Annotated in this window: 22 protein-coding genes and 1 pseudogene; 12 read left to right on the top strand and 11 right to left on the bottom strand. The window is 73.3% G+C overall.

Annotation, left to right across the window (positions count from 1 at the left end; all coding sequences use genetic code 11):
- Positions 1-36: 36 nt before the first annotated feature.
- The 3 genes from ABD198_RS00545 to ABD198_RS00535 are packed head-to-tail and all read right to left on the bottom strand — an operon-like array spanning position 37 to position 3048.
- The gene (locus ABD198_RS00545; protein WP_343997252.1) at positions 37-1530 is read right to left on the bottom strand and encodes a tripartite tricarboxylate transporter permease; all 1494 of its coding nucleotides are present in this window, start codon (positions 1528-1530) and stop codon (positions 37-39) included.
- Position 1531: 1 nt separating this feature from the next.
- Entirely contained in the window at positions 1532-2068 is a 537-nt protein-coding gene (locus ABD198_RS00540) for a tripartite tricarboxylate transporter TctB family protein (RefSeq protein WP_343997251.1), read from the bottom strand.
- Positions 2065-3048, bottom strand: coding sequence for a Bug family tripartite tricarboxylate transporter substrate binding protein (locus tag ABD198_RS00535; RefSeq protein ID WP_343997340.1), 984 nt, complete (start codon positions 3046-3048; stop codon positions 2065-2067). Before ABD198_RS00535 ends, ABD198_RS00540 begins: the two co-directional genes overlap by 4 nt.
- 270 nt (positions 3049-3318) lie before the next feature.
- On the opposite strand from ABD198_RS00535, the gene ABD198_RS00530 reads away from it, so the two are divergent.
- A complete protein-coding gene (locus ABD198_RS00530) occupies positions 3319-4101 on the top strand; it encodes a response regulator (RefSeq protein WP_343997250.1) in 783 nt (260 codons plus the stop codon).
- A gap of 533 nt (positions 4102-4634) precedes the next feature.
- Here the strand turns inward: ABD198_RS00530 and ABD198_RS00525 are convergent.
- On the bottom strand, positions 4635-5306 hold the full coding sequence (locus ABD198_RS00525) for a phosphatase PAP2 family protein (protein WP_343997249.1): 672 nt from the start codon (positions 5304-5306) through the stop codon (positions 4635-4637).
- Positions 5307-5556: 250 nt separating this feature from the next.
- On the opposite strand from ABD198_RS00525, the gene ABD198_RS00520 reads away from it, so the two are divergent.
- On the top strand, positions 5557-6546 hold the full coding sequence (locus ABD198_RS00520) for a hypothetical protein (protein ID WP_343997248.1): 990 nt from the start codon (positions 5557-5559) through the stop codon (positions 6544-6546).
- Positions 6547-6607: 61 nt separating this feature from the next.
- Here ABD198_RS00520 and ABD198_RS00515 read toward each other — a convergent pair whose 3' ends face one another.
- Positions 6608-8443 (bottom strand): glycoside hydrolase family 15 protein, encoded by a 1836-nt coding sequence (locus tag ABD198_RS00515; protein ID WP_343997247.1) that lies wholly within the window; start codon positions 8441-8443, stop codon positions 6608-6610.
- 204 nt (positions 8444-8647) lie between these two features.
- Positions 8648-9427: a DeoR/GlpR family DNA-binding transcription regulator gene (locus ABD198_RS00510; protein WP_343997246.1), complete on the bottom strand. Its 780-nt coding sequence runs from the start codon at positions 9425-9427 to the stop codon at positions 8648-8650.
- Between the two features lie 411 nt (positions 9428-9838).
- Here ABD198_RS00510 and ABD198_RS00505 point away from each other — a divergent pair, with 411 nt between their 5' ends.
- The gene (locus ABD198_RS00505; protein WP_343997245.1) at positions 9839-10720 is read left to right on the top strand and encodes an SIS domain-containing protein; all 882 of its coding nucleotides are present in this window, start codon (positions 9839-9841) and stop codon (positions 10718-10720) included.
- Positions 10721-10781: 61 nt separating this feature from the next.
- Complete coding sequence (locus ABD198_RS00500) at positions 10782-11648, top strand: class II fructose-bisphosphate aldolase (RefSeq protein ID WP_343997244.1); 867 nt, start codon at positions 10782-10784, stop codon at positions 11646-11648.
- Between the two features lie 138 nt (positions 11649-11786).
- Here ABD198_RS00500 and ABD198_RS00495 read toward each other — a convergent pair whose 3' ends face one another.
- Positions 11787-12923, bottom strand: coding sequence for a methyltransferase (locus ABD198_RS00495; protein WP_343997243.1), 1137 nt, complete (start codon positions 12921-12923; stop codon positions 11787-11789).
- A 78-nt stretch (positions 12924-13001) separates the two neighbouring features.
- Here ABD198_RS00495 and ABD198_RS00490 point away from each other — a divergent pair, with 78 nt between their 5' ends.
- The 7 genes and pseudogenes from ABD198_RS00490 to ABD198_RS00460 all read left to right on the top strand — a co-directional run bounded on the left by ABD198_RS00490 (position 13002) and on the right by ABD198_RS00460 (position 20869).
- Entirely contained in the window at positions 13002-13652 is a 651-nt protein-coding gene (locus tag ABD198_RS00490; protein WP_343997242.1) for an alpha-ketoglutarate-dependent dioxygenase AlkB family protein, read from the top strand.
- Between the two features lie 48 nt (positions 13653-13700).
- Positions 13701-14939 (top strand): ROK family protein, encoded by a 1239-nt coding sequence (locus ABD198_RS00485; protein ID WP_343997241.1) that lies wholly within the window; start codon positions 13701-13703, stop codon positions 14937-14939.
- 503 nt (positions 14940-15442) lie between these two features.
- Complete coding sequence (locus ABD198_RS00480; protein WP_343997240.1) at positions 15443-16333, top strand: NAD(P)-dependent oxidoreductase; 891 nt, start codon at positions 15443-15445, stop codon at positions 16331-16333.
- Between the two features lie 74 nt (positions 16334-16407).
- A complete protein-coding gene (locus tag ABD198_RS00475; RefSeq protein WP_343997239.1) occupies positions 16408-16839 on the top strand; it encodes a PPOX class F420-dependent oxidoreductase in 432 nt (143 codons plus the stop codon).
- 408 nt (positions 16840-17247) lie between these two features.
- Positions 17248-17550, top strand: a complete 303-nt coding sequence (locus ABD198_RS00470; protein ID WP_343997238.1) for an SHOCT domain-containing protein — start codon at positions 17248-17250, stop codon at positions 17548-17550.
- Positions 17547-18311 (top strand): annotated as a pseudogene (locus ABD198_RS00465) (ABC transporter ATP-binding protein). Before ABD198_RS00470 ends, ABD198_RS00465 begins: the two are co-directional and overlap by 4 nt.
- Positions 18308-20869 (top strand): ABC transporter permease, encoded by a 2562-nt coding sequence (locus tag ABD198_RS00460; protein WP_343997237.1) that lies wholly within the window; start codon positions 18308-18310, stop codon positions 20867-20869. The pseudogene ABD198_RS00465 and the gene ABD198_RS00460 overlap by 4 nt, the downstream one beginning before the upstream one ends.
- Before the next feature lie 322 nt (positions 20870-21191).
- On the opposite strand, the gene ABD198_RS00455 is transcribed toward ABD198_RS00460, so the two are convergent.
- Positions 21192-21671, bottom strand: coding sequence for an ATP-binding protein (locus tag ABD198_RS00455; protein WP_425580389.1), 480 nt, complete (start codon positions 21669-21671; stop codon positions 21192-21194).
- A 195-nt stretch (positions 21672-21866) separates the two neighbouring features.
- On the bottom strand, positions 21867-22190 hold the full coding sequence (locus ABD198_RS00450) for a hypothetical protein (RefSeq protein WP_260830134.1): 324 nt from the start codon (positions 22188-22190) through the stop codon (positions 21867-21869).
- A 345-nt stretch (positions 22191-22535) separates the two neighbouring features.
- Here ABD198_RS00450 and cds1 point away from each other — a divergent pair, with 345 nt between their 5' ends.
- Entirely contained in the window at positions 22536-23660 is a 1125-nt protein-coding gene (gene cds1 / locus ABD198_RS00445) for an L-cysteine desulfhydrase Cds1 (protein WP_343997236.1), read from the top strand.
- Between the two features lie 15 nt (positions 23661-23675).
- Here cds1 and ABD198_RS00440 read toward each other — a convergent pair whose 3' ends face one another.
- On the bottom strand, positions 23676-24146 hold the full coding sequence (locus ABD198_RS00440; RefSeq protein WP_343997235.1) for an SRPBCC family protein: 471 nt from the start codon (positions 24144-24146) through the stop codon (positions 23676-23678).
- Between the two features lie 77 nt (positions 24147-24223).
- Entirely contained in the window at positions 24224-25069 is an 846-nt protein-coding gene (locus tag ABD198_RS00435; RefSeq protein ID WP_343997234.1) for a DeoR/GlpR family DNA-binding transcription regulator, read from the bottom strand.
- Positions 25070-25269 lie beyond the last annotated feature (200 nt).

The following is a 25269-nucleotide window of genomic DNA, read 5'->3' as shown; positions in this document are numbered from 1 at the left end:
CGCCACGCCCCGTCCGCGGTCCGCCGCCCGCCCCGGCTACCGCCCGGCGCGGCGGCGGACCACTGCCTTGCGCAGCTGCGGCCAGGTCAGCAGCAGCACGACCACGCCGTACACCGTCACCGAGAACGGCGTGTCGACCAGACCCGTGACGCTGCCGTCGCTGATCTGCAGCGCACGCCGCAGCTGCTGCTCGGCGGCCGGGCCGAGAATGACGCCGATGACGGCGGGCAGCACCGGCAGGCCGTAGCGCCGCATCCCGAACCCGATCAGACCGATGATCAGCAGCAGCACCAGGTCGATCACCTCGCCGCCCACCGCGTACGCGCCGACCGCCGCGAAGAAGAGGATCCCGGCGTAGAGGTACGGCCGCGGGATGCGCAGCAGCTTCGCCCACACCGGCGCCAGCGGAAGGTTCAGGGCGAGCAGCAGCACCATGCCGACGAACAGGGAGGCGATCAGACCCCACACCAGATCGGGCTCGCGTTCGAACAGCAGCGGGCCTGGCTGGATCCCGTACTGCTGGAACGCGGCCAGCATCACCGCCGCGACCGCCGTGGTCGGCAGCCCTAGCGTCAGCATCGACACCAGCGTGCCCGCCGCCGAGGCCGACGCCGCCGACTCCGGGCCCGCCACACCCTCGATGGCGCCCTTGCCCCACTCGTCCTTGTGCTTCGACAGCCGCTTCTCGGTCACGTACGACAGGAACGTCGGGATCTCCGCGCCGCCCGCCGGGATCGCGCCGAACGGGAAACCGATGAACGGGCCGCGCGCCCAGGACTTCCAGGTGCGCCGCACATCGGCGCGGCCCAGCCACGGCCGGCCGACCGGGATCGGCTCCGGCGGGCGGCGCCGCAGATGCGCGGCGACCCACAGCGCCTCACCGATGGCGAACAGACCCACCGCGACGATCACCACGTCGATACCGTCCGCGAGCTGCAGCGACCCGAAGGTCAGCCGCTGCTGACCGGTCATCTGGTCCAGGCCGACCAGACCCAGCGTCAGGCCGATCAGCAGCGAGGCCATGCCCCGCACCCTCGACGAGCCCAGCACCGACGTCACCGCGATGAACGCCAGCACCATGGTGGCGAAGTAGTCCGGCGCGCCGATGTCCACGGCCAGGTCGGCCACCGTCGGCGCCAGCGCCACCAGCAGGATCGTGCCCACCAAGCCGCCGGCGAAGTGACCGATGGCGGCCGCAGCGAGTGCCTGCGCTCCGCGCCCGGACTTGGCCATGGGGTTGCCCTCCATGGCCGCCACCACCGCGGCGCTCTCACCCGGGGTGTTCAGCAGGATCGAGGTGGTCGAACCGCCGAACATGGCGCCGTAGTAGATCCCGGCGAACATGATGAACGCGCCGATCGGGTCGAGCCCGTACGTCACCGGAAGCAGCAGCGCCACCGCCATCGCCGGGCCGATGCCGGGCAGCACGCCGATCGCGGTGCCCAGCAGCACACCGAGCGCCGCCCACAGCAGATTGACCGGGGTGAGCGCGGTGCCGAAGCCGTCCAGCAGGGAGTTGAGGGCGTTCATGTCACAGCACTCCCATCAGCGGACCGCCGGGCAGCGGTACTCCGAGCAGCTTGTCGAACACGGCGTAGGTGACCAGGGAGAGCACCGCCGCGATGAGCGGATCGCGGTCGATGCGGCGGCTGCCGAGGGCGTAGGCCGCGCCCCAGAACAGCAGGGCACCGGCGGCGGGGAAACCGAGCGGGTCGATCAGCACCGCCGAGCCGAGGAACACCCCGGCGAGCAGCAGCACGGTGCGCCAGTCGGCCGGCTCGGACAGGTCGATGTCCTCACCGGTCTCGGCCTGGCCCCGGCCGCCGCGCAGTACGTCCACCGCGAGCAGGGCGGCCACGACCAGCAGACCCGCGCCGACCACCACCGGCACGGTCCTCGGTCCGACGGGGCCGCGCTGGGTGATGTCCACGTCCATGGTGAGCGCGTCGGTCAGGACGAGCACACCGAGCACCAGCAGCAGCGCGGAAACGCCGAGTTCGGAGCGGTCGCGCCACCAGGAGCGGCGCTCGGCCGTCCCGGCCTCGGGAACGTCTGTCTCAGTCGTCACAGTCCCAGCTCCTTCAGCACGGAGACCACCCGCTTGTCCTGGGCGTCGAGGAAGGCGCCGAACTTCTCACCGGTGAGGAAGGCGTCGTCCCAGCCGTTGCGCTTCATCGACTCCTGCCACTCCTTCGAGTCGTGCAGCGCCTCGGCCAGCCGGATGAGCTTGGTCCGCTCGGCCTCGGACAGGCCGGGCGGGGCGACCAGGCCGCGCCAGTTGGTGAAGTTCACGTCGTAGCCCGCCTCGCGCAGGGTGGGGGCGTCGAGGCCGGGGACGCGTTCGGGGCCGGTGACCGCGAGCAGCCGCAGCTCGCCCGCCTTGATCTGGTCCAGGTACTCGCCGACGCCGGAGACGCCGAAGGCGACCTTGTTGCCGAGGATCGAGGCGAGCAGCTCGCCGCCGCCGTCGAACGGGATGTAGTTGACCTGCTTGGGGGAGATCCCGGCGGCCCGCGCCATCAGCATCGGCGCGAGATGGTCGGGCCCGCCGGGGGAGGAGCCGCCGCCGACCGGGAGCTTGCCGGGGGCCTCCTTCCAGGCGTCGATCAGGTCGTCGATCGTCTTGTACGGCGAGTTCTTGGCCACCACCACGACGTCCTGCTCCTCGGTGAGCCGGGCGATCGGGGTGGTGTCCGCCAGCGTCCTCGGCGCGTGGTTGGACCGGACGGCGCCGACGACGCCGAGCCCCATCGACATGGCGAGCTTGCCGTTGCCGTGCTCGCTCACCAGCCGGCTGAGGCCGACGGTGCCGCCCGCGCCGGGCAGGTTGAACACCTCGATGTTGTGGGTCAGTCCGGCGTCCTCGGCGTCCTTCGCGGCCGTACGGGCCGTGATGTCGTAGCCGCCGCCGGGAGTGTTGGGCACCATCAGGCGCAGGCCCGGGATCCGGGTGCCGGTCTCGGCCCCGCTGCCGGTCGTCAGCAGCGGCGGACCCGCGAGCACGAGCACGGCGGCCCCGAGCAGGGCGAGGGGGGTGCGCAGGCACACGAATGCCACCACCTGTCGGTAGGTCGTCCTGGGAAGTTGTCGTCAAAAGGTGTGGGGGGAGAACACGCGAAGCCCTGGGCGGAGGGTGGCGTGCGCCACATGGTGCACGTGCGCGTCAGGGCTGTCTCGCTTGCGGAACCAAAGGAGGTTCTGGTCATTGCGTCAACGGGCCGCGCGACCGCCGGTGCCGCACATCTCTTTCGCTCATGCCCAGGCGGCGGCCATGATGGGCGGCTGCGGCACCGGCGAGGCGGCGGAAGGAGTGGAACGATGAGCAGCTCGCAGGGCACGCCCGGTACGTGCCCCGCGTCCGGGTCCGGCGACACCATCGACGTGCTGGTGGTCGACGACGACTTCATGGTGGCGCGGGTGCACCGTGCCTACACCGAGCGCGTCGCACCGTTCCGGGTCGTCGGGGTGGCCGGCACCGGCGAGCAGGCCGTCGCCGCCGTCGACGAACTCCGCCCCGACCTGGTGCTGCTCGACCTCTACCTGCCCGATCTGTTCGGGCTGGACGTCATCCCCCGGCTGCGCACGGCCGGCCACGACTGCGACGTGATGGTCGTCAGCGCCGCCCGGGACGCGGACGCGGTGCGTGGCGCGGTGCGGCACGGGGTCGTCGACTACCTGCTCAAGCCGTTCGAGTTCGAGGAGTTCCGGGCCCGCCTCGAGCGCTACGCCGGCCGGCGCGGACGGCTGCAGGACACGGTGGTCCGCAGCCAGGCCGACGTGGACCGCGTCCTCGCCGGCGCGGCGGTCCCGCCGGCCACCTCTCAGGCGCTGCCCAAGGGCATGAGTGTGGAGACCGCCGAGCTGATCGAGCGCGCCCTGCGCGAGGCGGACGGCACGCTCTCCGCTTCCGAGTGCGCCGAACTGACCGGCGTCTCCCGCGTCAGCGCCCGCCGCTACCTCGAGCACTTTCACACCCTCGGCACCGCCGAGGTCTCCCTCCGCTACGGAGCAGCGGGCCGCCCCGAGCGCCGCTACCGGTACGTCGGCAACGAGGCCGCACAGGGCGGCGGGGTGCGCCGGGGGGCGGAGGCGCGGGGGTAGGCGGCGCCACGCCGGGGCCGGTCGGTGTCGGCTGCGGGCCCTGTGCCCATGGGCCGGGGCTGGTCGGCGGAGCCGGCGGGGCACCGGAAGCGTGTGGCTGCCGGGGCCTGGACGGTCGCCGTTACGGGGCGGCCGCGGGTGAAGTGGCGCAGGGCCGGGGCCGGACGGTCGCAGCCGGCCGGCGGTCGAGCGTCGCGGGCCCACCGCACTCGGCGGAAGCCCCCGTTGCCCTGGAGCGAGCGTGTTGCCACGGCCTGGCATGTCGCACCACGCCGAGGCCGGTCGGGAAGCCGCCAGGGATCAGGTGGGGTTGGGTCGCGACCGGTCGGTGGCAGTCGGCGGAGTGTCAGGTGCCGGGGGTGCACCGGTCGCGGTGAACCCCGGATGTGAGCGGCTGACAGCCCACTGCTGAGCCGGGCCAGTGATCGGCCGGTGGAGGGCCGGATGCTGGTGGGCCAGGCCAGGGCCAGGGCCGGGCGGCGGAGGAGGTAGGGACGGCACCACCGGGACGGAGCGGCGCAGCCGACGGGGTGTCAGGTGCCGCGGGCCCAGCGGATGCGGTGGGAGGCGAAGGAGGCCGGGAAGCGGGCTGCGCCCACGGCCAGGGCGGTTGCCGCGCTGGCGATGCCGAGGACGGCGCCGGCGGCGACGTCGCCCGGGTAGTGGACGCCCGTGTGGATGCGCGAGTAGGCCACCGCGCCGGCCAGGGCGCCCAAGGGCACGGAGGTGGCCGGGAGCACCGTGCCGACGGCCGTGGCGAAGGCGACCGCCGATGCCGTGTGGCCGGACGGGAAGCTCGCCGAGGTCGGCATCGGCACATGGCGGTCCACCGTCACCCGGGCCGCCTCACGGTCCGGGCGTGCCCGGCGCACCAGCCGCTTGCCCAGGAGGTTCGCCGACGCCGAGGCCACCGCGATGGCGCCCACCCCGGCGAGCGCGGCCCGGCGCTGGCGTGCGCCGCCGAGGGCCAGCGCGCCCGCGATGGCGAACGAGATCTTGGAGTGGTCCGCGGCGTGCGAGAGGCGCCGCAGCGCACGGTCGAGCGCGGGCGTCGGCGTGGCGGCGACGGCGGCGTAGAGCGCGCCGTCCACCGCCCTCAGGTCACTCAGCACGGAGGCCAGCGCGCGTCGGAGGCCGTCGGCGGGCGGTACGCGTTCGGTGGGCGGACGGGCGACGGCGTTGTCTGAGCTGGTCGGCTCGCTCATGTCTCTCTCCCGCGATGGCGATGTGCTGTGGCGGCCCGTGCGGAGGGTCCGGGAATCACCAGGTGCTCACGGTACGCGTGCTCCATCCTGCGCCCGCGCGGAGGGCACGCCGAAGGCATCGTCGCACATACCCCCCGCCCGTATGAAAATCCAGGGCTGATCCGCTTGACTTCATACCCCAGGGGGGTATTGTGCTGCGTCGAGACCGGCCGACGGGAAGTCGGCGCCCGCACTGCGAGGAGAGACGGCCATGCAGACCGGAGTGAAGATCACCGCGTTCGCGGCGGCCCTGGCCGCGACCTTCGGCACGGCCTACGGCGTCGGTCAGGCGCTGGACCCGGTCGCCGCCGAACCCGCCCCCGCGCACGACAAGAAGCACACGGCGTCCGGTCCGCCGGAGAAGGGCGGCGGCGGTCACGGCGGGCACGAGACCGCCCCGGCCGGCGGGCTGCAGATCTCCGAGGGCGGCTACACCCTCGACCTGCACACCCCGCGGGTGACCGCGGGGGAGCGCAGCGATCTGCGCTTCACCGTGCGGGACACCCGCGGCCGGGCCGTCACCGGCTTCCGCCGGGTGCACGACAAGGAACTGCACCTCATCATCGCCTCGCGCGACCTGGGGACCTTCCGTCATCTGCACCCCAGCCGTGCCGCCGACGGCACCTGGAGCACCCCCGTAAACCTGCCCAAGGCCGGCGGCTACCGGGTTTTCGCCGACTTCACACCGGAGCGCAAGCACGCCGAGAACCTCACCCTCGGCGCCGACCTCGCCGCCTCCGGCCCCTACCGGCCCCAGGAACTGCCGAAGCCCGAGCGCATCGCCCGCGTCGACGGCTACGAGGTCGAGCTGAACGGCGACCTGCGGCCCGGCAAGCCCGGCGAGCTGCGCCTGACCGTCTCCCGCGGCGGCAGGCCCGTCACCGACCTCCAGCCCTACCTGGGCGCCTACGGGCACCTGGTGGCCCTGCGCTCCGGCGACCTCGCCTATCTGCATGTGCACCCGAACGGCGAACCCGGCGACGGCAGTACCGAGCCGGGCCCGGACATCTCGTTCACGGCCACGGCGCCCAGCAGCGGCAGCTACCGGCTGTTCCTGGACTTCAAGCACAACGGGGTCGTCCGCACCGCGGCGTTCACCGTCCACGCCGGGTGGACCACCGGCGACACCGCCGACGACCCGTCCCAACCGGCGGAGGAGCCGGGCGCACCGGGCCACTCCGACGACGGCCACGGCCACTGAACCTCTGAGTCACTGCTGGTCGCAGAGCCGCTGCGCATCACCGAGCCCTGCCGGGCGCCGGTCAGCCCAGCGCCCGGTCCAGGTTGAACGCCGCGCTGATCAGCGCCAGATGCGTGAACGCCTGCGGGAAGTTGCCCTGTTGCTCCCCGGTGTGGCCGATCTCCTCGGCGTACAGGCCGAGATGGTTGGCGTAGGTGAGCATCTTCTCGAAGGCGAGCGTCGCCTCGTCGAGGCGCCCGGCCCGGGTCAGCGACTCGACGTACCAGAACGAGCAGATGGAGAACGTGCCCTCGTCGCCGTGGAGTCCGTCCGGGCTCGCCTGCGGGTCGTAGCGGTAGACCAGCGAGTCCGAGACCAGTTCCTCGGTGAGGGAGTCGAGCGTGGACAGCCACTTGGGGTCGGTCGGCGCGATGAACTTGGACAGCGGCATCATCAGCACCGCCGCGTCCAGCACGTCCCCCTCCTCCTGCTGCACGAACGCCCGGCGCTCCGCCGACCAGCAACGGCTCATGATCCGCCGGTAGATGGTGTCACGGCTGGTCAGCCAGCGGTTGAGATCGGCGGGCAGTCCGCGCCGGTTGGCCATGCGGACGGCCCGCTCGATCGCCACCCAGCACATCAGCCGCGAGTAGAGGAAGTTCTTGCGCCCGCCGCGGGTCTCCCAGATGCCCTCGTCGGGCTGGTCCCAGTGCGCGCAGACCCAGTCGACCAGCGCGCACACGTTCTCCCACTGCTCGCTGGAGATCGGCTCGGCCCACTTGTCGTAGAGGTAGATGGAGTCGATCAGCGCCCCGTAGATGTCGAGCTGCAGCTGATCGGCGGCGGCGTTGCCGACGCGCACCGGCGCCGAGCCCTGGTGGCCCTCCAGATGGGCCAGCTCCCGCTCGGGCAGATCCATGCGGCCGTCGATGCCGTACATGATCTGCAGCGGGCCCGAACCGCTGCCGTCGCCTGGGCTGATGTGCCGGGAGACGAACCCCATGAACGCCTCCGCCTCCTCGGTGAAGCCGAGCCGCAGCAGGGCGTACACGCAGAACGCCGCGTCCCGCACCCAGACATAGCGGTAGTCCCAGTTGCGCACCCCGCCGATCTCCTCGGGGAGGCTGGTGGTCGGGGCGGCCACGATCGCCCCGGTCGGCTCATAGGTGAGCAGCTTCAGGGTGAGCGCCGAGCGGTGCACCATCTCCCGCCATCGTCCCCGGTAGCGGGAGGAGGCCAGCCAGCGCCGCCAGTACTGGACCGTCGCGGTGAACTGCTCCTCCGCCTCCGCACTGGCGCATCCGCGCGGCGGCACGTCGCCGCCGACCTGGTCCAGCGCGAACACCGCCGCCTCGCCCTCGGCCAGCTTGAAGCCCGCCCGCACGTCCTGCCCCTCGCCCTCCAGGGGGACCGTCGCGGTGAGCGCCAGCGCCATGGTGCCGGCGTCGAAGACGGCGGTGTCGCCGGTCAGGCGCAGGGTGTGCGGCCGGGTGCCGTACTCGAACCGCGGGGCGACGCGGGTGCGGAAGGGCATCGAGCCGCGCATGCACAGCACCCGCCGGATCAGCCGGTGCCGGCCCTCCCGGTCGGCCGCACCCGGGACCGGCATGAAGTCCTGCACCTCACCGACGCCTTCCTCGGTGAAGAAGCGGGTGATCAGGACATTGGTGTCGGGGAAGTAGAACTGCTTGGTGTGCGCCGGGACGGCCGCCGCCAGCTCGAAGCAGCCGCCGCGCTCGGCGTCGAGGATCGCGGCGAAGACGCTGGGCGAGTCGAAGGAGGGGCAGCAGTACCAGTCGATCGTGCCGTCGGTGCCCACCAGGGCCACACTGCGCAGATCGCCGATCAGCCCGTGATCGGCGATCGGCACGTACCGCCGCGTCCCGTACGGCTGACGCTCACCGGCCGTCGCACCCATCGCAGCCTCCCGGACCCGCGCACGGGCCCTTCTGCCAGCTTAGGGCCGGTGCCGTGAGCACCGCTCGGCGTGCGGCGCCCGACGCAGGGCGCGGCGTGGGCGGGAGCACGGGTCTCGAGCATCCGGAGCCGGGCACGGCACCCGCGGGAGCGCGAGCCTCGCGGAGGCCGGATGCTCCCGGACCACGAGGTGCCCCGGACGTGCTCAGACCACCAGGACGCGCAGTCCCGCCTCCTCGAAGCGGCGCACCGTCTCCGGGGCCGCCGAGGAGTCGGTGACCAGGGTGTGCACGGCCCCGGTCGCGCAGATCCGGGCGAACGCCCGGCGGCCCAGCTTGCTGGCGTCGGCGGCCACCACCACCCGCTCGGCGCGTTCGCACAGCGTGCGGTTGATCGCCGCCTCCGCCTCGTCGTTGGCCGAGGTGCCGTGCCGGGGATCGAAGCCGACGACACCGAGCACCGCCACATCCAGGGCGAGCTGCCCCAGCACCCCGTCCGCCAGCGGCCCGATCAGCTCGTACGACTGCGCCCGCGCCACGCCGCCGGTCACCACGATCTTGAACTGGGGCCGCACGGCGAGCTCGTTGGCGATGTTCAGCGCGTTCGTCACCACGGTGAGCGCGGGCGAACCGGAGCTGAGATCGCCGCGCACGGCGAGCGCCCGCGCCACCTCCGTGGTGGTCGTCCCGCCGGTCAGCCCGACCGTCTCCCCGGGCGCGACCAGGTCCGCCACCGCCTTGGCGATGCGCTGCTTCTCGGAGGCGTGCCGGGCGGTCTTGTAGCGCAGCGGCAGCTCGTACGACACTCCGTGAACCACGGCGCCGCCCCGGGTGCGCACCAGCATCTGCTGCTCGGCCAGCTGGTCGAAGTCCCGGCGGATCGTCGCCGCCGACACGCCGAGCTCGGTGGCCGCGTCCTCGACGTCCAGCCGGCCGCGCTCCACGAGCAGTTCCAGCAGCGCCTTCCAGCGGGCGTCCCGCGACATCCACCCTCCCGTACCCGGCCAACCCTAGGGCTGCGGCGACCCTAACGCACTCCCTCGCCGCGGGCCGCGGCTCCGCCGGCCGAGCGGCAGGGCGGCGGGCCCGGGCATCCGGGGTACCGAAGAGACAGGCGCGCGACGAGACCGCCCGCCCCATGTCCCCCGGTGGGCGGGCGGTCTCGCGCCTGCGGACGTCCAGAGCTCCGAGGTGGCAGCGGCAGCGTTCACCAGAAGAAGTAGCCGCGGCCTTCGCACCTGGACGCCGTGAACGGTAGTGGAGGACGAGCGTGCGGCGCATCGGATTTACGCGCGGGTGCGCCCGGCAGCACCCGAGCCACTGGAGGCTGCATGCTTGATTCTGCTTGAAATCAGCCTGTATCTTGCAAGAACAATCATTCGCTCTGGGGGAACCGCATGACCCATGTAGAGACCGAACTGAGCAGTCAGCCGGAGTGCTGGACCCGCGCCGCCGCGGAGGCGGCCGAGCACGGCTCGGTACTGCCGGCGGCGGGGGAGCGGGTCGCGATCGTCGGCTGCGGCACCTCCTACTTCATGGCGCAGGCGATCGCCGCGCTGCGCGAGTCGAGCGGCCAGGGCGAGACGGACGCCTTCGCCGCCTCCGAGTTCCCGCACGGCCGCGGCTACGACCGTGTCCTCGCCCTCACCCGCTCCGGCACCACCACCGAAGTCCTCGACCTGCTGCGGGCGTTGCGCGACCGCACCCGCACCACCGCCGTCACCGCCGACCCGGCCACCCCGGTGATGAAGCTGGCCCACGACACCGTCGTCCTCGACTACGCGGACGAACGGTCCGTCGTCCAGACCAGGTTCGCCACCACCGCCCTCACCCTCCTGCGCAGCCACCTCGGCCTGCACTCCGGCACCGTGGTCGAGGACGCGCGCACGGCCCTCGCCGAGCCGCTGCCCGAGAAGCTCGTGGAGTGCACCCAGTTCACCTTCCTCGGCCGGGGCTGGACCGTCGGCCTGGCCAACGAGGCCGGACTGAAGATGCGCGAGGCCTCACTGTCCTGGACCGAGTCCTACCCGGCGATGGAGTACCGGCACGGACCCATCAGCATCACCACCGAGGGCACGGCCACCTGGATGTTCGGCGAGGCCCCCGACGGGCTGGCCGAGCAGGTCCGCGGCACCGGCGGGCTGTGGATCGAGGGCACCCTCGACCCGCTCGCCGAACTGGTCCGCGCCCAGCGCCTCGCGGTCGCCGTGGCCGCCTCCCGCGGCCTCGACCCGGACCACCCCCGCCACCTGACCCGCTCGGTCATCCTCACGCCCTGACGACGCAGAAGTCCCACCTGCCGTCGCCCCTCCGACACCGTCGACGAACAGGACACCCCCCGTGCCCCTCACCACCACCGGCGACCTCGTCACCCGAGCGGCCGCGGCACGCTCGGCGGTCGCCGCGTTCAACGTCATCACTCTGGAGCACATCGAGGCGGTCATCGCCGGCGCCGAGTCGGTGAACGCCCCCGTCGTCCTCCAGATCAGCGAGAACGCGGTCAAGTTCCGCTACGGACGCCTGCACCCGCTGGCCCGTGCCGCCGTCACCGCCGCCGAACGCGCCACCGTGCCCGTCGCGCTGCACCTCGACCACGTCAAGAGCGACGCCCTCCTGCGCCAGGCGCCGGACGCCGGTTTCGGCTCCGTGATGTACGACGCGGCCGGCCTGTCCTACGCCGAGAACCTCGCCGCGACCCGCGCCGCCGCGGACTGGGCGCACGCCCAAGGGCTCTGGATCGAGGCCGAGTTGGGGCAGATCGGCGGCAAGGACGGCCGGCCCCCCTTGGACGCCCACGCCCCGGGCGCCCGCACCGACCCCGACCAGGCCCGGGCGTTCGTCGCCGGCTCGGGAGTGGACGCCCTGGCCGTCGCCATCGGCACCAGCCACGCCATGACCACCCGCACCGCGGCCATCGACCGCACACTGCTCAAACGCCTCTCCGCCGCCCTGGACGTCCCCCTCGTCCTGCACGGCTCCTCCGGCCTGCCGGACCCCGAACTGGCCGCGGCGGTCGCCGGCGGCATCACCAAGGTGAACGTGGGCACCGCCCTGAACATCGCGATGACCGGCGCGATCCGGGAGTACCTGGCGGCCCACCCGGAGGCGGTCGACTCGCGCAGCTATCTGACGGTGGGCCGCGAGGCGATGACCCGGACCGTGGCCTCGGTCATCCGCGCCCTCGGACCGGCCCCGGCGGCGTCCTGACGGCCTTCCCCCTCACAGAACTTCAGCCCGTTCCGGACTCAACCCTCCAGCAGCCGCCACGCCGTGAGCGCGAGCGTGGCCCGTACCACGCGCTGCCGGCCCGCGGCGGGCCCTACGCCGCCTTCTGGTCGGCGGCGCTCACCGCCGCTTCACGGCCCTGAGCACCACGAACTTCGGGTCGCTCGCCATCACTTCGCTGTTGCCGAACAGCCGGCGCAGCCGCACGTGGTAGCCCAGGTGGCGGTTGCCGATGACCCACAGCTCGCCGCCCGGGCGCAGCGTGCGCCGGGCGTCGGCGAACATGCGGCGGGCGGTGATGTCGGTGGTCGCCTGGTGGGAGTGGAACGGCGGGTTGTTCAGCACCAGGTCGAAGCTGCCCGCCGCCACCCCGGCCAGACCGTCGCCGACCCGGAACTCCGCATGCCCCGGAACGCCGTTGACCCGGTAGGTCTCCTGCGCGGACGCCACCGCCTGGAAGGACTCGTCCACGAACAGCACCTCGGCCCGCGGCTGCGCCAGCGCCACCGCCGTCCCGACGACACCGTTGCCGCAGCCCAGATCCACCACCCGCTTCCCGTCCGGCACGTCCGGCAGGTGCTTGAGGAAGAAGCGGGTGCCGATGTCGAGCCGGTCCGCGCAGAACACCCCCGCGTGATTGACGACGGTCCGGCCGGAGACGACGCCGACGTCGCCGGGCAGCGTGTAGCGGTACGGCCAGGGGTTGGCGGGGCGGGCCAGCGCGGGATCGGGCGTGCAGAAGATCAGCCGGGCCTTCTTCTCGGCCGGCGAGGTACGGGTCGGGCCGAGGATCCGCTCGAACAGGCGCAGCGTGGAGGTGTGGATCTCCTTCACCATGCCGGTGCCGACGACGACCGTGTCCGCGTGCACGGCGGGCGCCAGCCGCAGCAGCTGGTCCTCCAGCAGCGCCAGGCTCTTCGGCACCCGCACCAGCAGCACGTCGATCCGCGGCGGCGGGTCGTCCTGCGTGGTCAGCAGCCGCACCGTCCCCGGCCCCACGCCGTTGCGCGCCAGATTCGCGCGGGTCGCCTCCTGCCCCAGCCAGGAGTCGGTGATCTGCACCGGCCGGTGCTCCGCGAGCGCGGTGACCAGTGCACCCCACCGGTCACCGAGCACCACGACCGTCCCCGACAGCGGCACCCGCTCCCGGTCGAGATGCCGCAGCAGGTACTCGTCGGAGGCGTCCCAGGCGCGCAGCCGGTCCCGCGGATCCTCGGGAAAGCGGGTCAGCAGCCGGTCGCCCCACGGCGTCGTCATACGGTCGTCCATCGTGCCGCCCAGGCTAGCGGAACCGCAGCTCAGCCCTGGTTCGGCGGACTGCGGCAGGATGGGGGCATGGACGGCGAACTGTTCCCCAGGGCACCGGCCGAGGTCGCGCCCGGCGCCGTGCACGTACCCGGCTGGCTGGACGCGCGGGCGCAGCGCGAGCTGCTCCAGGCCTGCCGGGAGTGGGCCCGGCCGCCCGCCGGACTGCGCACCGTGCGCACGCCCGGCGGCGGCACCATGTCCGCCCGCCAGGTGTGCCTCGGCCGGCACTGGTACCCGTACGGCTACGCCAGGACCGTCGTCGACGGCGACGGCGCCCCCGTGAAACCCTTCCCCGGCCGGCTCGGCGAGCTGGGCCGCCGCGCGGTCGCCGACACCCTCGGCGAGCAGGCCGCGAAGACCGCCGCCTACGACATCGCGCTCATCAACTTCTACGACGGCGACGCCCGGATGGGCATGCACCGCGACAGCGACGAGAAGGCCGACGCCCCCGTGGTGTCGCTCAGCCTCGGCGACTCCTGCGTCTTCCGCTTCGGCAACACCGAGACCCGGACCCGCCCCTACACGGACGTCGAGCTGCGCAGCGGCGACCTGTTCGTGTTCGGCGGGCCCTCCCGGTTCGCCTACCACGGGGTGCCCAAGGTGCTCCCGGGCACGGCACCGCCCGAGTTGGGCCTGGCCGGAAGGCTCAACATCACGCTCCGGGTCAGCGGGTTGTAGCGGGCCCGTGGTCTCCGGCCGTTTGCGGATCATGGGAGACTCACCCTCATGAGCGGGAAGGCGGACCCCCGGCCGGCGGGGGAAGGGACGACCTCGAGGACGCGGCTCGACCGGGGGCGCGGCGCGCTGGGCCCCGCGCTGGAGCTCGTGCACACCGGACGTGCCCCGACCCGTGCGGTCCTCACCGCCGAACTCGGCGTGACCCGCGCGACGGCCGGCGCGGTCGCCGCCGAGCTGGAGGCCCTCGGGCTGATCCGGGTGGACGCCCGGCCCGGCGCGGCCGCCGGATCCCAGGGGCGGCCCTCGCACCGGCTCGCGATCGCCGAGGACGGGCCGGTCGCGCTCGCCGCGCAGGTGCACGCCGACGGCTTCCGGGCGGCCCTCGTCGGGCTCGGCGGCCGGATCGTCGCCACCACGCCCGGCTGCGAGGTGATCGACGCCGACCCGGCGAAGGTGCTCGGCTCGGTCGTGGCGGCCGGTGCCGAACTGCTCCGCGAGACCGGACGCCGCTGCGTGGGCGCGGGCCTCGCCGTGCCGTCGGCGGTGGCCGAACCCGAGGGCCTCGCCCTCAACCCGCTGCACCTGGCCTGGCCCGCCGGCGCCCCGGTGCGGGAGATCTTCGCCGAACAGGTGCGGGCCGCCGGTCTCGACGGGCCCGCCTTCGCCGCCAACGACATCAACCTCGCCGCCCTCGCCGAACACCGGCACGGCGCCGGGCGCGGCTCCCGCGACCTGCTGTGCGTGGCCACCGGACACCGGGGCGTGGGCGGCGCGCTGGTGCTCGACGGGCGCCTGCACACCGGCAGTTCGGGCCTGGCCCTGGAGGTCGGCCACCTCACCGTCAACCCCGAGGGCCGCCCCTGCCACTGCGGCAGCCGCGGTTGCCTGGACGTGGAGGCCGACCCGCTGGCCCTGCTCACCGCCGCCGGACGCGAACCGGGCCCCGAGATGTCCCTGCTGAAGCAGGCCGAGGAACTGATCCGCAACCACTACGACGACCCGGACGTCCGCACCGCCACCGAGACCCTGATCGACCGACTGGGCCTCGGCCTCGCCGGGCTGGTGAACATCCTCAACCCGGACCGGATCGTCCTCGGCGGACTGCACCGCACCCTCCTGGAGGCCGACCCCGAGCGGCTGAGCGCCGTCGTGGCCGACCGCAGCCTGTGGGGCCGCAGCGGCGGCGTCCCCATCCTGCCCAGCACCCTGGACCACAACAGCCTGGTCGGCGCCGCGGAACTGGCCTGGCAGCCGGTCCTCGACGACCCGCTCGGCGCGCTGACCTGAGCCGCCGGTCCGGGGGCCGGGACGCGCAGGAGCCGGCGAGGACACCGGACCGCGGGTCACCGCACCACGCGTACCACCGGTACCGGTGCAACCGCCACCACCGGGCCCGGGGCGTGGACGCCTGCGCGCTGCCGCCGCGCCTGTGCCGAGAATGCCGGCCCGGAGGCCCGTGGGAGCCGCGGGAGCGCAGACCCGACGGCTTGTACGAGCCGGAGCAGCGCCGACCCGACGGTTTGTACGAGCCGGAGCAGCGCAAACCCGACGGCTTGTACGAGCCGGAGCAGCGCCGACCCGACGGTTTGTACGAGCCGGAGCAGCGCCGACCCGAGGGCCTGTACGAGCCGGAGCAGCGCCGACCCGGATGCGCGCAAGAGCGCGCCGACGCCCTCCCCGCCGAGCAGAATGGCCCGGAGCACCCGACGCGCGGCACCGGACTCCGCCCCGGGCGGACCCGTGTGCCGCGTGCAGGCACTCAGCGTCCGCGACGACAGAAGGCCGAGGTCATGACCGACAAGCTCACCGTGAGCGTTCTGGGCACCGGCATCATGGGCGCGGCGATGGCCCGCAACATCGCCCGGGCCAACTACCACCTCCGCGTCTGGAACCGCACCCGCGCCAAGGCCGAGCCACTGGCCGCCGACGGCGCGCTGGTCGCCGACACCCCCGCCGAGGCGGTCGACTCCGCCGACGTGGTGCTCACCATGCTCCACGACGGGCCGGTCACCCTGGAGACCATGCGCGCGGCGGCGCCCGCCCTGCGCCCCTCCACCGTCTGGGCGCAGTCCGCCACGGCCGGGCTCGACGGCGTCGCCGAACTGGCCGCCTTCGCCCGCGAGCACGGCCTGCTCTTCTACGACGCCCCGGTCCTCGGCACGCGGGGACCCGCCGAGGCCGGGGAGCTGACCGTCATCGCGGCCGGGCCGGTCCAGGGCAGGGACACCGTCACGGCCGTGTTCGACGCCGTCGGCTCCCGCACGGTGTGGACCGGTGAGGACGGGGCCGAGGCGAGCGCCACCCGGCTGAAGCTGGTGACCAACAGCTGGGTGCTCGCGGCCACCGCGGCCACGGGCGAGGCGCTCGCCCTCGCCCGGGCGCTCGGCGTCCACCCCGGCGACTTCCTCGACCTGATCGCGGGCGGCCCCCTCGACATGCCCTACCTGCACGCCAAGGCCGGTCTCCTCATCGGCGGCGAGCTGTCCCCGGCCCAGTTCGCGGTGACCACGGCGGCCAAGGACGCCCGGCTGATCGTCCAGGCCGGTGAGCAGCACGGCGTGCGCCTGGACGTGGCCGCCGCGAGCGCCGCCCGCATGGAACGCGCCGCCGCCCTGGGCCATGGCGACGAGGACATGACGGCCGCCTACTACGCCAGCTTCGACCAGGACCCGCCGTCCTGACCCGAACCCCTGCAAAGCTTCCCACCCCCGTTCCACCCCCGTTCCCCCCACGCTCACATCCCGAGGAGGCACTCATGTCCAAGCCGCCGCTCCCCGAGAAGGCCGTCGACCTGCTGCGTCGTCCCAACCCCTGTGTCATGGCCACCGTCCGCTCCGACGGTGCCCCCGTCTCCACGCCCACCTGGTACCTGTGGGAGGACGACGGCCGCGCACTGATCAACCTCGACGCCGGCCGGGTGCGCCTGAAGCACCTGCGCCGCGACCCGCGGGTCACCCTCACGGTCCTGGACGGCGACAACTGGTACACGCACGTCACCCTCATCGGCCGCGTCACCGAACTGCGCGACGACGAGGGCCTGAAGGACATCGACCGCCTCTCCACCCACTACACCGGCAGCTCCTATCCGGACCGTGAGCGTCCGCGCGTCAGCGCCCGGATCGAGGTCGAGCGCTGGCACGGCTGGGGTGAACTCCGCGACAGCGACCAGGCGTCGCCCGGCTCCTGACACCGCGAAGCCCTCACCGTGACCCCGCCGTCGCCGGAGCGGACGCCCCGCCCGGGATGCGGGACCGTCGCCCCCGTCCGAGCGGCCCCATCGCTCGTCCCGGAGCGCCCGCAGGTGCGCCGCGTACTCCCGCCGGGGTAGCCCCCGGCCCCTCCGGCACCGCGCCCGGACCGGCGCCGCCGCCGGGCTGCTCCGGCCGCCGGACGGCACCCTTAGCGCCCTGACCTGCACCGGCCGTCCCCGTGCCGCCCCGCGCCCGGCACATCCGTACCGCCCCTGCCCCCTCCCGTACTCCCGGCGGGGTACCCGCACTGCCGCTCGCCGTACGACGACCGGGCACCCCCTCCAGGACGACTCTCGGAAGCACACCGCAACACGAGCACATCACTTCCGAGGAGTTGAACGACCATGCAGACCCTGGCGCACTTCGGCGACGGCGGGCCCGGCCCGTGGATCCTGCTCTTCCCCCTCGTCTGGGCCCTGATCATCGGCGGCGGCATCGCCCTGCTCCGCCGCACCGTGTGGCGCGGCCGCGGTGGACGGTACGGCCGCGGCGGGCCCGGGCAGTCCGGACCCGCTCCGGACTCGCCCATCACGGTCCTGGGCCACCGCTTCGCCTCCGGTGAGATCGACGAGGACGAGTACTGGCGCCGCCTGTCCGTCCTGGACGAGCAGTTCGGGGGCAAGGGGTCCCAGGGAGGTGCGGCATGACCGCCACCGCCACCACCGCCGGCTCGGTCACCCGTACCGCCGCCCGCGTCGTCGACGCCGTGAAGGTGTACGGCACCGGCGGCACCGCCGTACGGGCCCTGGACGGGGTGACGGTCACCTTCCCGGCCGGCCGCTTCACCGCGATCATGGGCCCCTCCGGCTCCGGCAAGTCGACCCTGATGCACTGCGCCGCCGGACTGGACACCCTCACCTCCGGCTCCGCCTACATCGGCGACACCGACCTGGGCGGGCTCGACGACCGCCGTCTCACGCTGCTCCGGCGCGACCGGGTGGGCTTCGTGTTCCAGGCGTTCAACCTGGTGCCGACGCTCACCGTCGCCGAGAACATCACCCTGCCGCTCGATCTCGCGGGCGGCGGGGGAGACCCGTAGTGGATCGACGCCCTGATCGACGTCGTCGGTCTGCGCGACCGCCTCGGTCACCGCCCGGCGGAGCTCTCCGGCGGACAGCAGCAGCGCGTCGCCGTGGCCCGCGCCTTCGCCGGCCGGCCCGACGTCGTCTTCGCCGACGAACCCACCGGGAACCTCGACTCCCGCTCCGGGGAGGAGGTCCTCGGGCTGCTCGGCCGCACCGTGCGCCACACCGGCCGCACGGTCGTCATGGTCACCCACGACCCGGTGGCCGCCGCCCACGCCGACGAGGTCGTCTTCCTCGCCGACGGCCGGCTCGTCGACCGCATGGAGTCCCCGACCGCCGACCGCGTCCTGGACCGGATGAAAGCCTTCGAGGTGCCGTCATGAACGCAGCACTGCGCCTGAGCGCGGCCTCACTGCGCGCCCACAGGCGGCGCTTCGCCGGAACGTTCCTCGCCGTGTTCCTCGGCGTGGCGTTCCTGGCCGGGACGCTCGTCATGGGCGACACGCTGCGCGCCAGCTTCGACACCATGTTCGGCAACGCGGCCCGCGGCACCGACGCCGTGGTCCGCAGCGCCGACGCCATCACCACCCCCGGAGAGGCCCAGGGGGTACGGCAGCCGGTCGACACCGGCCTCACCCGCACCATCGAGCAGGTCCCCGGCGTCGCCGCGGCCGTCCCCGACATCCAGGGCGCCGGACAGCTCGTCGGCGCCGACGGCGAGCCGATCGGCGGCCAGGGCCCGCCCACCGTCGCCGGCAACTGGATCACCGACCCCGAGCTGAACCCGTACCGGCTCGCCGAGGGCCGCACCCCGCAGAAGTCCGGCGAGGTCGTGGTGAACCGCGGCACGGCCGAACGCGGCGGCCTGTCCCTCGGCGACACCACGGTGCTGCGCACTCCCGACCCGGTGAAGGTGACCATCGTCGGACTCGCCACCTTCGGCGGCGAGGACGGCATGGCCCAGGTGACCTACACCGGCATGACCCGCGCCGACGCCGAGAAGTACCTGACGGCACGCCCCGGGGAGGCCGCGAGCATCCTGGTGCGCGCCGAACCGGGCGTCAGCCAGCGGGAACTCGTCGACCGCATGGCCGGCGTGCTGCCGCAGGACGTCGAGGCGATCACCGGCCAGCAGTCGGCCGAGGAGAACAACGAGATGATCTCCGGCCAGTTCCTGAGCATCTTCACGCTCTTCCTGCTGGTGTTCTCCGGCGTCGCCCTGCTGGTGGCGACCTTCTCGATCCACAACACCTTCGCCATCGTCGTCGCGCAGCGCATTCGCGAGAACGCCCTGCTGCGCGCCCTCGGCGCCTCCCGCCGCCAGATCACCGCCGCCACCCTGGTGGAGGCGACCGCCGTGGCCGTGACCGCCTCACTCGCCGGACTCGCCGGCGGCATCGGCATCGCGGCCGGACTCCAGGCCCTGTTCCCGGCGATCGGCTTCCCCTTCCCGGAGGGCAGCCTGGTCATCGGCGCCCTCTCCCTCGCCCTGCCCCTGGCCGTCGGCGTGGTGGTCTGCCTGGGCTCCGCCCTGCTGCCCGCCGTACGCGCCGGGCACACGGCACCGCTGGCCGCCCTGCGCGAGACGGCCGTCGACACCTCCGGCGCCTCCCGCTCCCGCGCGCTCACCGGAGCGGCCCTCGGCGCCCTGGCCCTCGCCATCACCCTCGCCGGCGTCCTGGTCACTCCATCCATATGGCTGGCCGGAACGGGCGCGGTCCTCGCCCTGGTCACCTTCGTGGTCCTCGGCCCGGTCGCCTCCTCCGCCGCCGTCCGGGTCCTCGGCGGCCCGCTGCACCGCCTGCGCGGCATCACCGGCGGCCTCGCCCGCCGCAACGCCCTGCGCAGCCCCAAACGGACGGCGGCCACGGCGAGCGCCCTGATGATCGGCGTGGCCGTGGTCTCCCTGTTCACCGTCTTCGGCGCCTCCCTGAAGGCCACCATGGACCAGACCGTCTCGCGCTCCTTCGCGGGCGACGTCGCCGTCAGCGCACCGTCCTTCGGCGCGGGCGGCAGCGGCCTCAGCCCGCGCCTCGCCCCGGCGGTCGAGGAACTGCCCGAGGTGGACACCGCGGTCGGGCTCGGCCGGGGTGTCGCCGAAGTCGAGGGCGACGGACGGGCGTTGACGGTCACCGACCCCGCCGCCCTGGGGCGCACCTTCGACCTCGGCGAGATCCGCGGCTCCCTCACCGGCCTGGGAGCCACCGGCATCGCCCTCACCGAGAAGGAGGCCGACCGGCTGGACGTCGCCCCCGGCGACACCACCCGGCTCACCTTCACCGACGGCCAGGAGCAGACCTTCACCGTCCGCGCCGTCTACGGCCGTTCCGAACTCGCCGGCGACTACGTCATCACCCGCGAGGCCTGGGCCCCGCACCGCACCCAGGACGCCGACACCCTGGTCGCCGTCAGCTTCGCGGACGGCGTGAGCACCGAGCAGGGCAAGGCCGCCGTCGAGAAGGTCGCCGGCCAGTACGGCAACCCGGAGGTGCAGACCCGCGAGGAGTACGCCGAGTCCTCGGCGGGCGGCATCGACATGATGCTCACCCTGGTCTACGCCCTGCTGGCCCTCGCCGTGCTGATCGCGCTGCTCGGCATCGCCAACACCCTCACCCTGGCGATCCACGAGCGCACCCGCGAACTGGGCCTGCTCAGGGCGGTCGGCCAGACCCGGGCCCAGCTGCGGGCCATGGTCCGCTGGGAGTCCGTCCTGGTCGCCGCCTTCGGCACCGCGGGCGGCCTGGCCCTCGGCAGCTTCCTCGGCTGGGTCCTGGTCGAGGCCTCCGACGGTGCCGGCGACAGCGCCTTCGCCTTCGCGATCCCGCCGGTCCAACTCGCCCTGGTGGCCCTGGTCGGCCTGGCCGCCGGTGCCGTGGCGGGCCTGCGCCCCGCAGGCCGAGCGGCTCGCCTCAACGTCCTGAGGGCCATCGCCACCGAATGAGCCCCCGGGACAACACCGTGGGTGGCCCGCAGCCAAGGTTGCGGGCCCACCCACGCCCACTGTCCCCACGCGCCGGCCGCGAGAGAGCCGCAGGGGCGCGCCGTGGTCGGGACGGCGAACGCGCACATGCCCGAAGGGTCGAGCACGATCGCCGTCCCGACCACGGCTTGCAGCGCCCCGAAGGCGAACGAGCCGATGCCGTACGGGTGCGTCAAGGCCTCTGATATCCGCACCGGCCTGCACCGAGCGTGGGCCGGTACTGAACCGCACGGTCTCAGGGCGCGCGCCGCACGCCGCGCGCCCCGCCGAGCCAATGCCGAATCTATGTAGCTCGCGCCATCTGATCCGCCCCCCGCTCCGCCACCGCGAGCCGCGGCACCCCGTCCGGCACCACGAGTCCCGCGGCGTCCGGCGTGGGCAGCGTGAACCAGACGACCTTGCCGGACTCGCCGTCCGGCAGGGCGCCCCAGCTCTCGCTCAGCGCCGCCACCATGGCCAGCCCTCGGCCGCAGGTGGCGAGCGGGTCCGCGTCCTCCACGACCGGCAGACGCGGGTCGTGGTCGCGCACGGAGACCTTGAGCCGCTCCAGCAGCAGCTCCATCTCCACGGTGCACGTCTTGTCGGGCTGGGCATGCCGGTGGACGTTGGACAACAGCTCTGTCACACCGAGCGAGGCCCGGTCTATCAGGGAATCCATGTGCCAGTAGCGCAACTGCGCAGATACGATTCTGCGGACCTGGCCGATCCGCGACGGCAGGGCTTGGAGCTCCACCGTGCAGTGCCTGCTTGGGTGACTGATCACGGCTGCGACTCCCCGGTGTCAGGTCCGGTACGAGGCCCGGAAGAACGCGGAGTACGGATCCAGCAGGATGCCTGCGTGACGCTGCCGCCTGCTGTCGTGGCCGGCGGGCTGGTTCGCAGCGTTATCGCCGGTAAACCCAGAGTGACGTGTGACAAGCGTGACTCAAGGGGTGATGTGGCGCAACTCACGGACATCTCAGCCGCCGCGCCCGGATGCGCGCCGTACCGCCTCGATGAACCGGCGGGCGGCCGGCGGCCCCGGCTCGCCCGGTGCGGGATCGTGCTCGCCCAGGGTCAGCAGGTACCGCTTGCCGTTGAGATCCGCGAGCGCACGGTCCTCGGGGGCGAACCACGGCTTGGACGCGCGCACCGCCTGCACCGGCGCGCTGTCGATCTCGGTGCCGTAGCTGGTGAGCAACTCCAGCCTGCCGTCGCTGATCCGGACCTGTCCGGCCCGGGTGAGCGAACGCAGCCGCTTGCCGATCCGCACCCCTCTGGCCGTGAACTCCGGCTCGGCCATGTTCACCCGCCCCCTCGCGCGTGTGTCGGTGTGCCGGACCGTGCTCCCCGGCCGGCCCGAGTCCGGAACCGGTGTCGGGGTGCCCCGGTCCGGGGCGCTGCTCCCGCCGGTGAAGTGTGCCCCCGTGCGCCGCGGAGCACCAGTGCATGCGCTCCGGTTCTCAGGGGCGCGAGAAGCACTGACGCAAAAGCGCCCCCACCCCTTCGCGCCCCCTGTGCCCAGGGTTGCCTTTGGGTCGCCCAAAGATGCGTTTATGCAGGTGAGAAGTGGTGCGAAGGGTGCTTATGATCGGAGTGCCGGCCCGCGCAGGACGCCGCGTCGGCGCCCAGTACAAGGAGCCCCGTGGTGAGCACCTCCCGACAGACCATGACCGGCGCCACCCTGGACGTCGACCACACCGATCCCGCCTACCGGGCCTGGCTGAAAGAGGCCGTGCGCCGGGTGCAGGCCGACGCCAACCGCTCGGCCGACACCCACCTGTTGCGCTTCCCGCTGCCCGAGCACTGGGGCATCGACCTCTACCTCAAGGACGAGTCGACCCACCCCACCGGCAGCCTCAAACACCGCCTGGCCCGCTCGCTCTTCCTCTACGGCCTGTGCAATGGCTGGATCCGGCCGGGCCGCCCGGTGATCGAGGCCTCCAGCGGTTCCACGGCCGTCTCGGAGGCGTACTTCGCCAAGCTGATCGGCGTGCCCTTCATCGCCGTCATGCCGCGCACGACCAGTGCCGAGAAGTGCCGTCTGATCGAGTTCCACGGCGGGCAGTGCCACTTCGTGGACGACCCGCGCACCATGTACGACGAATCCGCCGCCCTCGCGGTGGAGACCGGCGGCCACTACATGGACCAGTTCACCTACGCCGAGCGGGCCACGGACTGGCGCGGCAACAACAACATCGCCGAGTCCATCTTCCGGCAGCTGCGGCTGGAGCGTTACCCGGAGCCCGCGTGGATCGTCGCCACGGCCGGCACCGGCGGCACCTCCGCGACCCTCGCTCGCTACGTCCACTACATGCAGTACGACACCCGGATCTGTGTCGCCGACCCGGAGAACTCCTGCTTCTTCGAGGGCTGGACGACCGGCGACCCGGACGTCACCTGCGACTGCGGCTCCCACATCGAGGGCATCGGCCGGCCCCGTATGGAACCCAGCTTCGTGCCCGGCGCCATCGACCGGATGATGAAGGTGCCGGACGCCGCCAGCGTCGCCGCCGTACGGGCGCTGGAGGGCGCCATCGGGCGCAAGGCCGGCGGCTCGACGGGCACGGGCCTGTGGAGCGCGCTGAAGATCGTCTCCGAGATGGTGGCGGAGGGCCGGCAGGGCAGCGTCGTCACGCTGCTGTGCGACCCCGGGGACCGTTACCTCGACAAGTACTACTCGGACGCCTGGCTGGCCGAACAGGGCCTGGACATCGCGCCCTGCACCGCCGCCATCGAGTCGCTCCTGCGCACCGGTGTCTGGCCCGACTGACCCTCGGCCGCCGGACTACCGCGCCAGCCGCCGGTCCAGGGAGGTGACCGCGTCGCGGAAGGCGCGGGCGAGGCCCGGGCGGGCGAGCTTCAGGGCGTGCCGGAACGGCGCCGTGCCATCGACGGCGACGGTCCACTGCACGCGGGTGCCACCACCGGCGGGCGCCAGCAGCCACTGCTCGACCATGGCGCGGGCGCCGGGCGCATTGGTCACGTCCACGCGGTAGGTGTACTCCTCGGGCCCCTTCGCCACCAGGACCGTCTCCCGGAAGCGGGTGCCGCCGCGCAGCCGGATCTCCCGGCCCGCGCCGTCGTCCAGCGGGCGGGCCAGTGTGACGGCGCCGAACCACTCGGTCCAGCCGGGGACGTCCTCGGCGAGTGCGGGGTACAGCCGCTCCGGCGGGGCGGAGATCTCCCGCGCGAAGACCAGCCGTACCGGCGCGGCCGCGACGAAGTCCGTCCCCACGGGACGCAGACGGTGAGCCATGCCGTGACCTCCGTGAGAGAAACGCGCCGCGGGGACAGGGTGGTCCGGCACGGCGCTCCATCGTGGCCGACGGCCCGTCAGTCGTCCGCCGGCTCCTCGGGCTCGGGCTCCTCCGGCTCGCCCGCCACGATCAGCCGCCGCAGATGCTCGGAGACCTCCGCACGGGCCTCGGCGGGCAGCCCGGCGTCCGTCACCAGCGTGTCCACCTGGTCCAGCGAGGCGAACGAACTCAGGCCCACCGTACCCCACTTGGTGTGGTCGGCCACCACCACGACCCGGCGGGCCGACTGCACCAGCCGGCGGTTGGTCTCCGCCTCCGCGAGGTTCGGCGTGGACAGACCGGCCTCCACCGATATCCCGTGCACGCCGAGGAACAGCAGATCGAAGTGGAGTGCCGCGATCGCCTGGTCGGCCACCGGCCCCACCAGCGAGTCGGACGGGGTGCGCACCCCGCCGGTCAGCACGACCGTGGCCGAGCCCTGCCGGGGAGCCGAGGTGCGCTGCGCGGCGTGGAACACGTCGGCCACCCGCACCGAGTTGGTCACCACCGTCAGATCGGGCACGTCGAGCAGCTGGTGCGCCAGCGCGTAGGTCGTCGTGCCGCCCGACAGCGCGATCGCCGCGCCCGGCGGGACCAGCTCCGCCGCCGCCCGCGCGATGTCCTCCTTGGCGCTCAGCTCCATGCCCGACTTGGCCTCGAACCCGGGCTCGTGCGTGCTCGCCTCGACCACCGGGACCGCACCGCCGTGCACCTTCTCCAGGACACCCTGCCGGGCCAGCGCGTCCAGGTCGCGGCGGACCGTCATGTCCGACACGCCCAGCTTCCGGGTCAGCTCGTTGACCCGGACTCCGCCCCGGCGCCGGACCTCGTCGAGGATCAGGGTGCGCCGCTGCTCCGCGAGGAGGTTCTGATTCTCACCCACGTACGCTTCGGTCCTTTCCGCCGCCATCCGACCGACACGTCCGGCGCACGCGTTCCGGCGAGCCGACCTCTCCCCGTCACCGGTGCGCGGACGTCCCATCCTCCCATGCCGCACCGTCCCCGGCGCCACCGGTGGCTGGTCGCGCACATGTCACCGTTGGGTCGCGAGGCGCGTGCCGGTCACACGGACCGGGGAGATTC

Source organism: Streptomyces thermocarboxydovorans (assembly GCF_039524635.1).
In the GTDB taxonomy this organism is placed as follows: Bacteria; Actinomycetota; Actinomycetes; order Streptomycetales; family Streptomycetaceae; genus Streptomyces; species Streptomyces thermocarboxydovorans.
This window is presented reverse-complemented; position numbering and strand designations above follow the sequence as displayed.

Bases quoted from the DNA above. Each gene is read 5' to 3' on its own strand.
- ABD198_RS00545 (WP_343997252.1), bottom strand. From the start codon at position 1,530: ATGAACGCCCTCAACTCCCTGCTGGACGGCTTCGGCACCGCGCTCACC.
- ABD198_RS00530 (WP_343997250.1), top strand. From the start codon at position 3,319: ATGAGCAGCTCGCAGGGCACGCCCGGTACGTGCCCCGCGTCCGGGTCC.
- ABD198_RS00525 (WP_343997249.1), bottom strand. From the start codon at position 5,306: ATGAGCGAGCCGACCAGCTCAGACAACGCCGTCGCCCGTCCGCCCACC.
- ABD198_RS00520 (WP_343997248.1), top strand. From the start codon at position 5,557: ATGCAGACCGGAGTGAAGATCACCGCGTTCGCGGCGGCCCTGGCCGCG.
- ABD198_RS00515 (WP_343997247.1), bottom strand. From the start codon at position 8,443: ATGGGTGCGACGGCCGGTGAGCGTCAGCCGTACGGGACGCGGCGGTAC.
- ABD198_RS00510 (WP_343997246.1), bottom strand. From the start codon at position 9,427: ATGTCGCGGGACGCCCGCTGGAAGGCGCTGCTGGAACTGCTCGTGGAG.
- ABD198_RS00505 (WP_343997245.1), top strand. From the start codon at position 9,839: ATGACCCATGTAGAGACCGAACTGAGCAGTCAGCCGGAGTGCTGGACC.
- ABD198_RS00495 (WP_343997243.1), bottom strand. From the start codon at position 12,923: ATGACGACGCCGTGGGGCGACCGGCTGCTGACCCGCTTTCCCGAGGAT.
- ABD198_RS00490 (WP_343997242.1), top strand. From the start codon at position 13,002: ATGGACGGCGAACTGTTCCCCAGGGCACCGGCCGAGGTCGCGCCCGGC.
- ABD198_RS00485 (WP_343997241.1), top strand. From the start codon at position 13,701: ATGAGCGGGAAGGCGGACCCCCGGCCGGCGGGGGAAGGGACGACCTCG.
- ABD198_RS00480 (WP_343997240.1), top strand. From the start codon at position 15,443: ATGACCGACAAGCTCACCGTGAGCGTTCTGGGCACCGGCATCATGGGC.
- ABD198_RS00475 (WP_343997239.1), top strand. From the start codon at position 16,408: ATGTCCAAGCCGCCGCTCCCCGAGAAGGCCGTCGACCTGCTGCGTCGT.
- ABD198_RS00470 (WP_343997238.1), top strand. From the start codon at position 17,248: ATGCAGACCCTGGCGCACTTCGGCGACGGCGGGCCCGGCCCGTGGATC.
- ABD198_RS00460 (WP_343997237.1), top strand. From the start codon at position 18,308: ATGAACGCAGCACTGCGCCTGAGCGCGGCCTCACTGCGCGCCCACAGG.
- ABD198_RS00450 (WP_260830134.1), bottom strand. From the start codon at position 22,190: ATGGCCGAGCCGGAGTTCACGGCCAGAGGGGTGCGGATCGGCAAGCGG.
- ABD198_RS00440 (WP_343997235.1), bottom strand. From the start codon at position 24,146: ATGGCTCACCGTCTGCGTCCCGTGGGGACGGACTTCGTCGCGGCCGCG.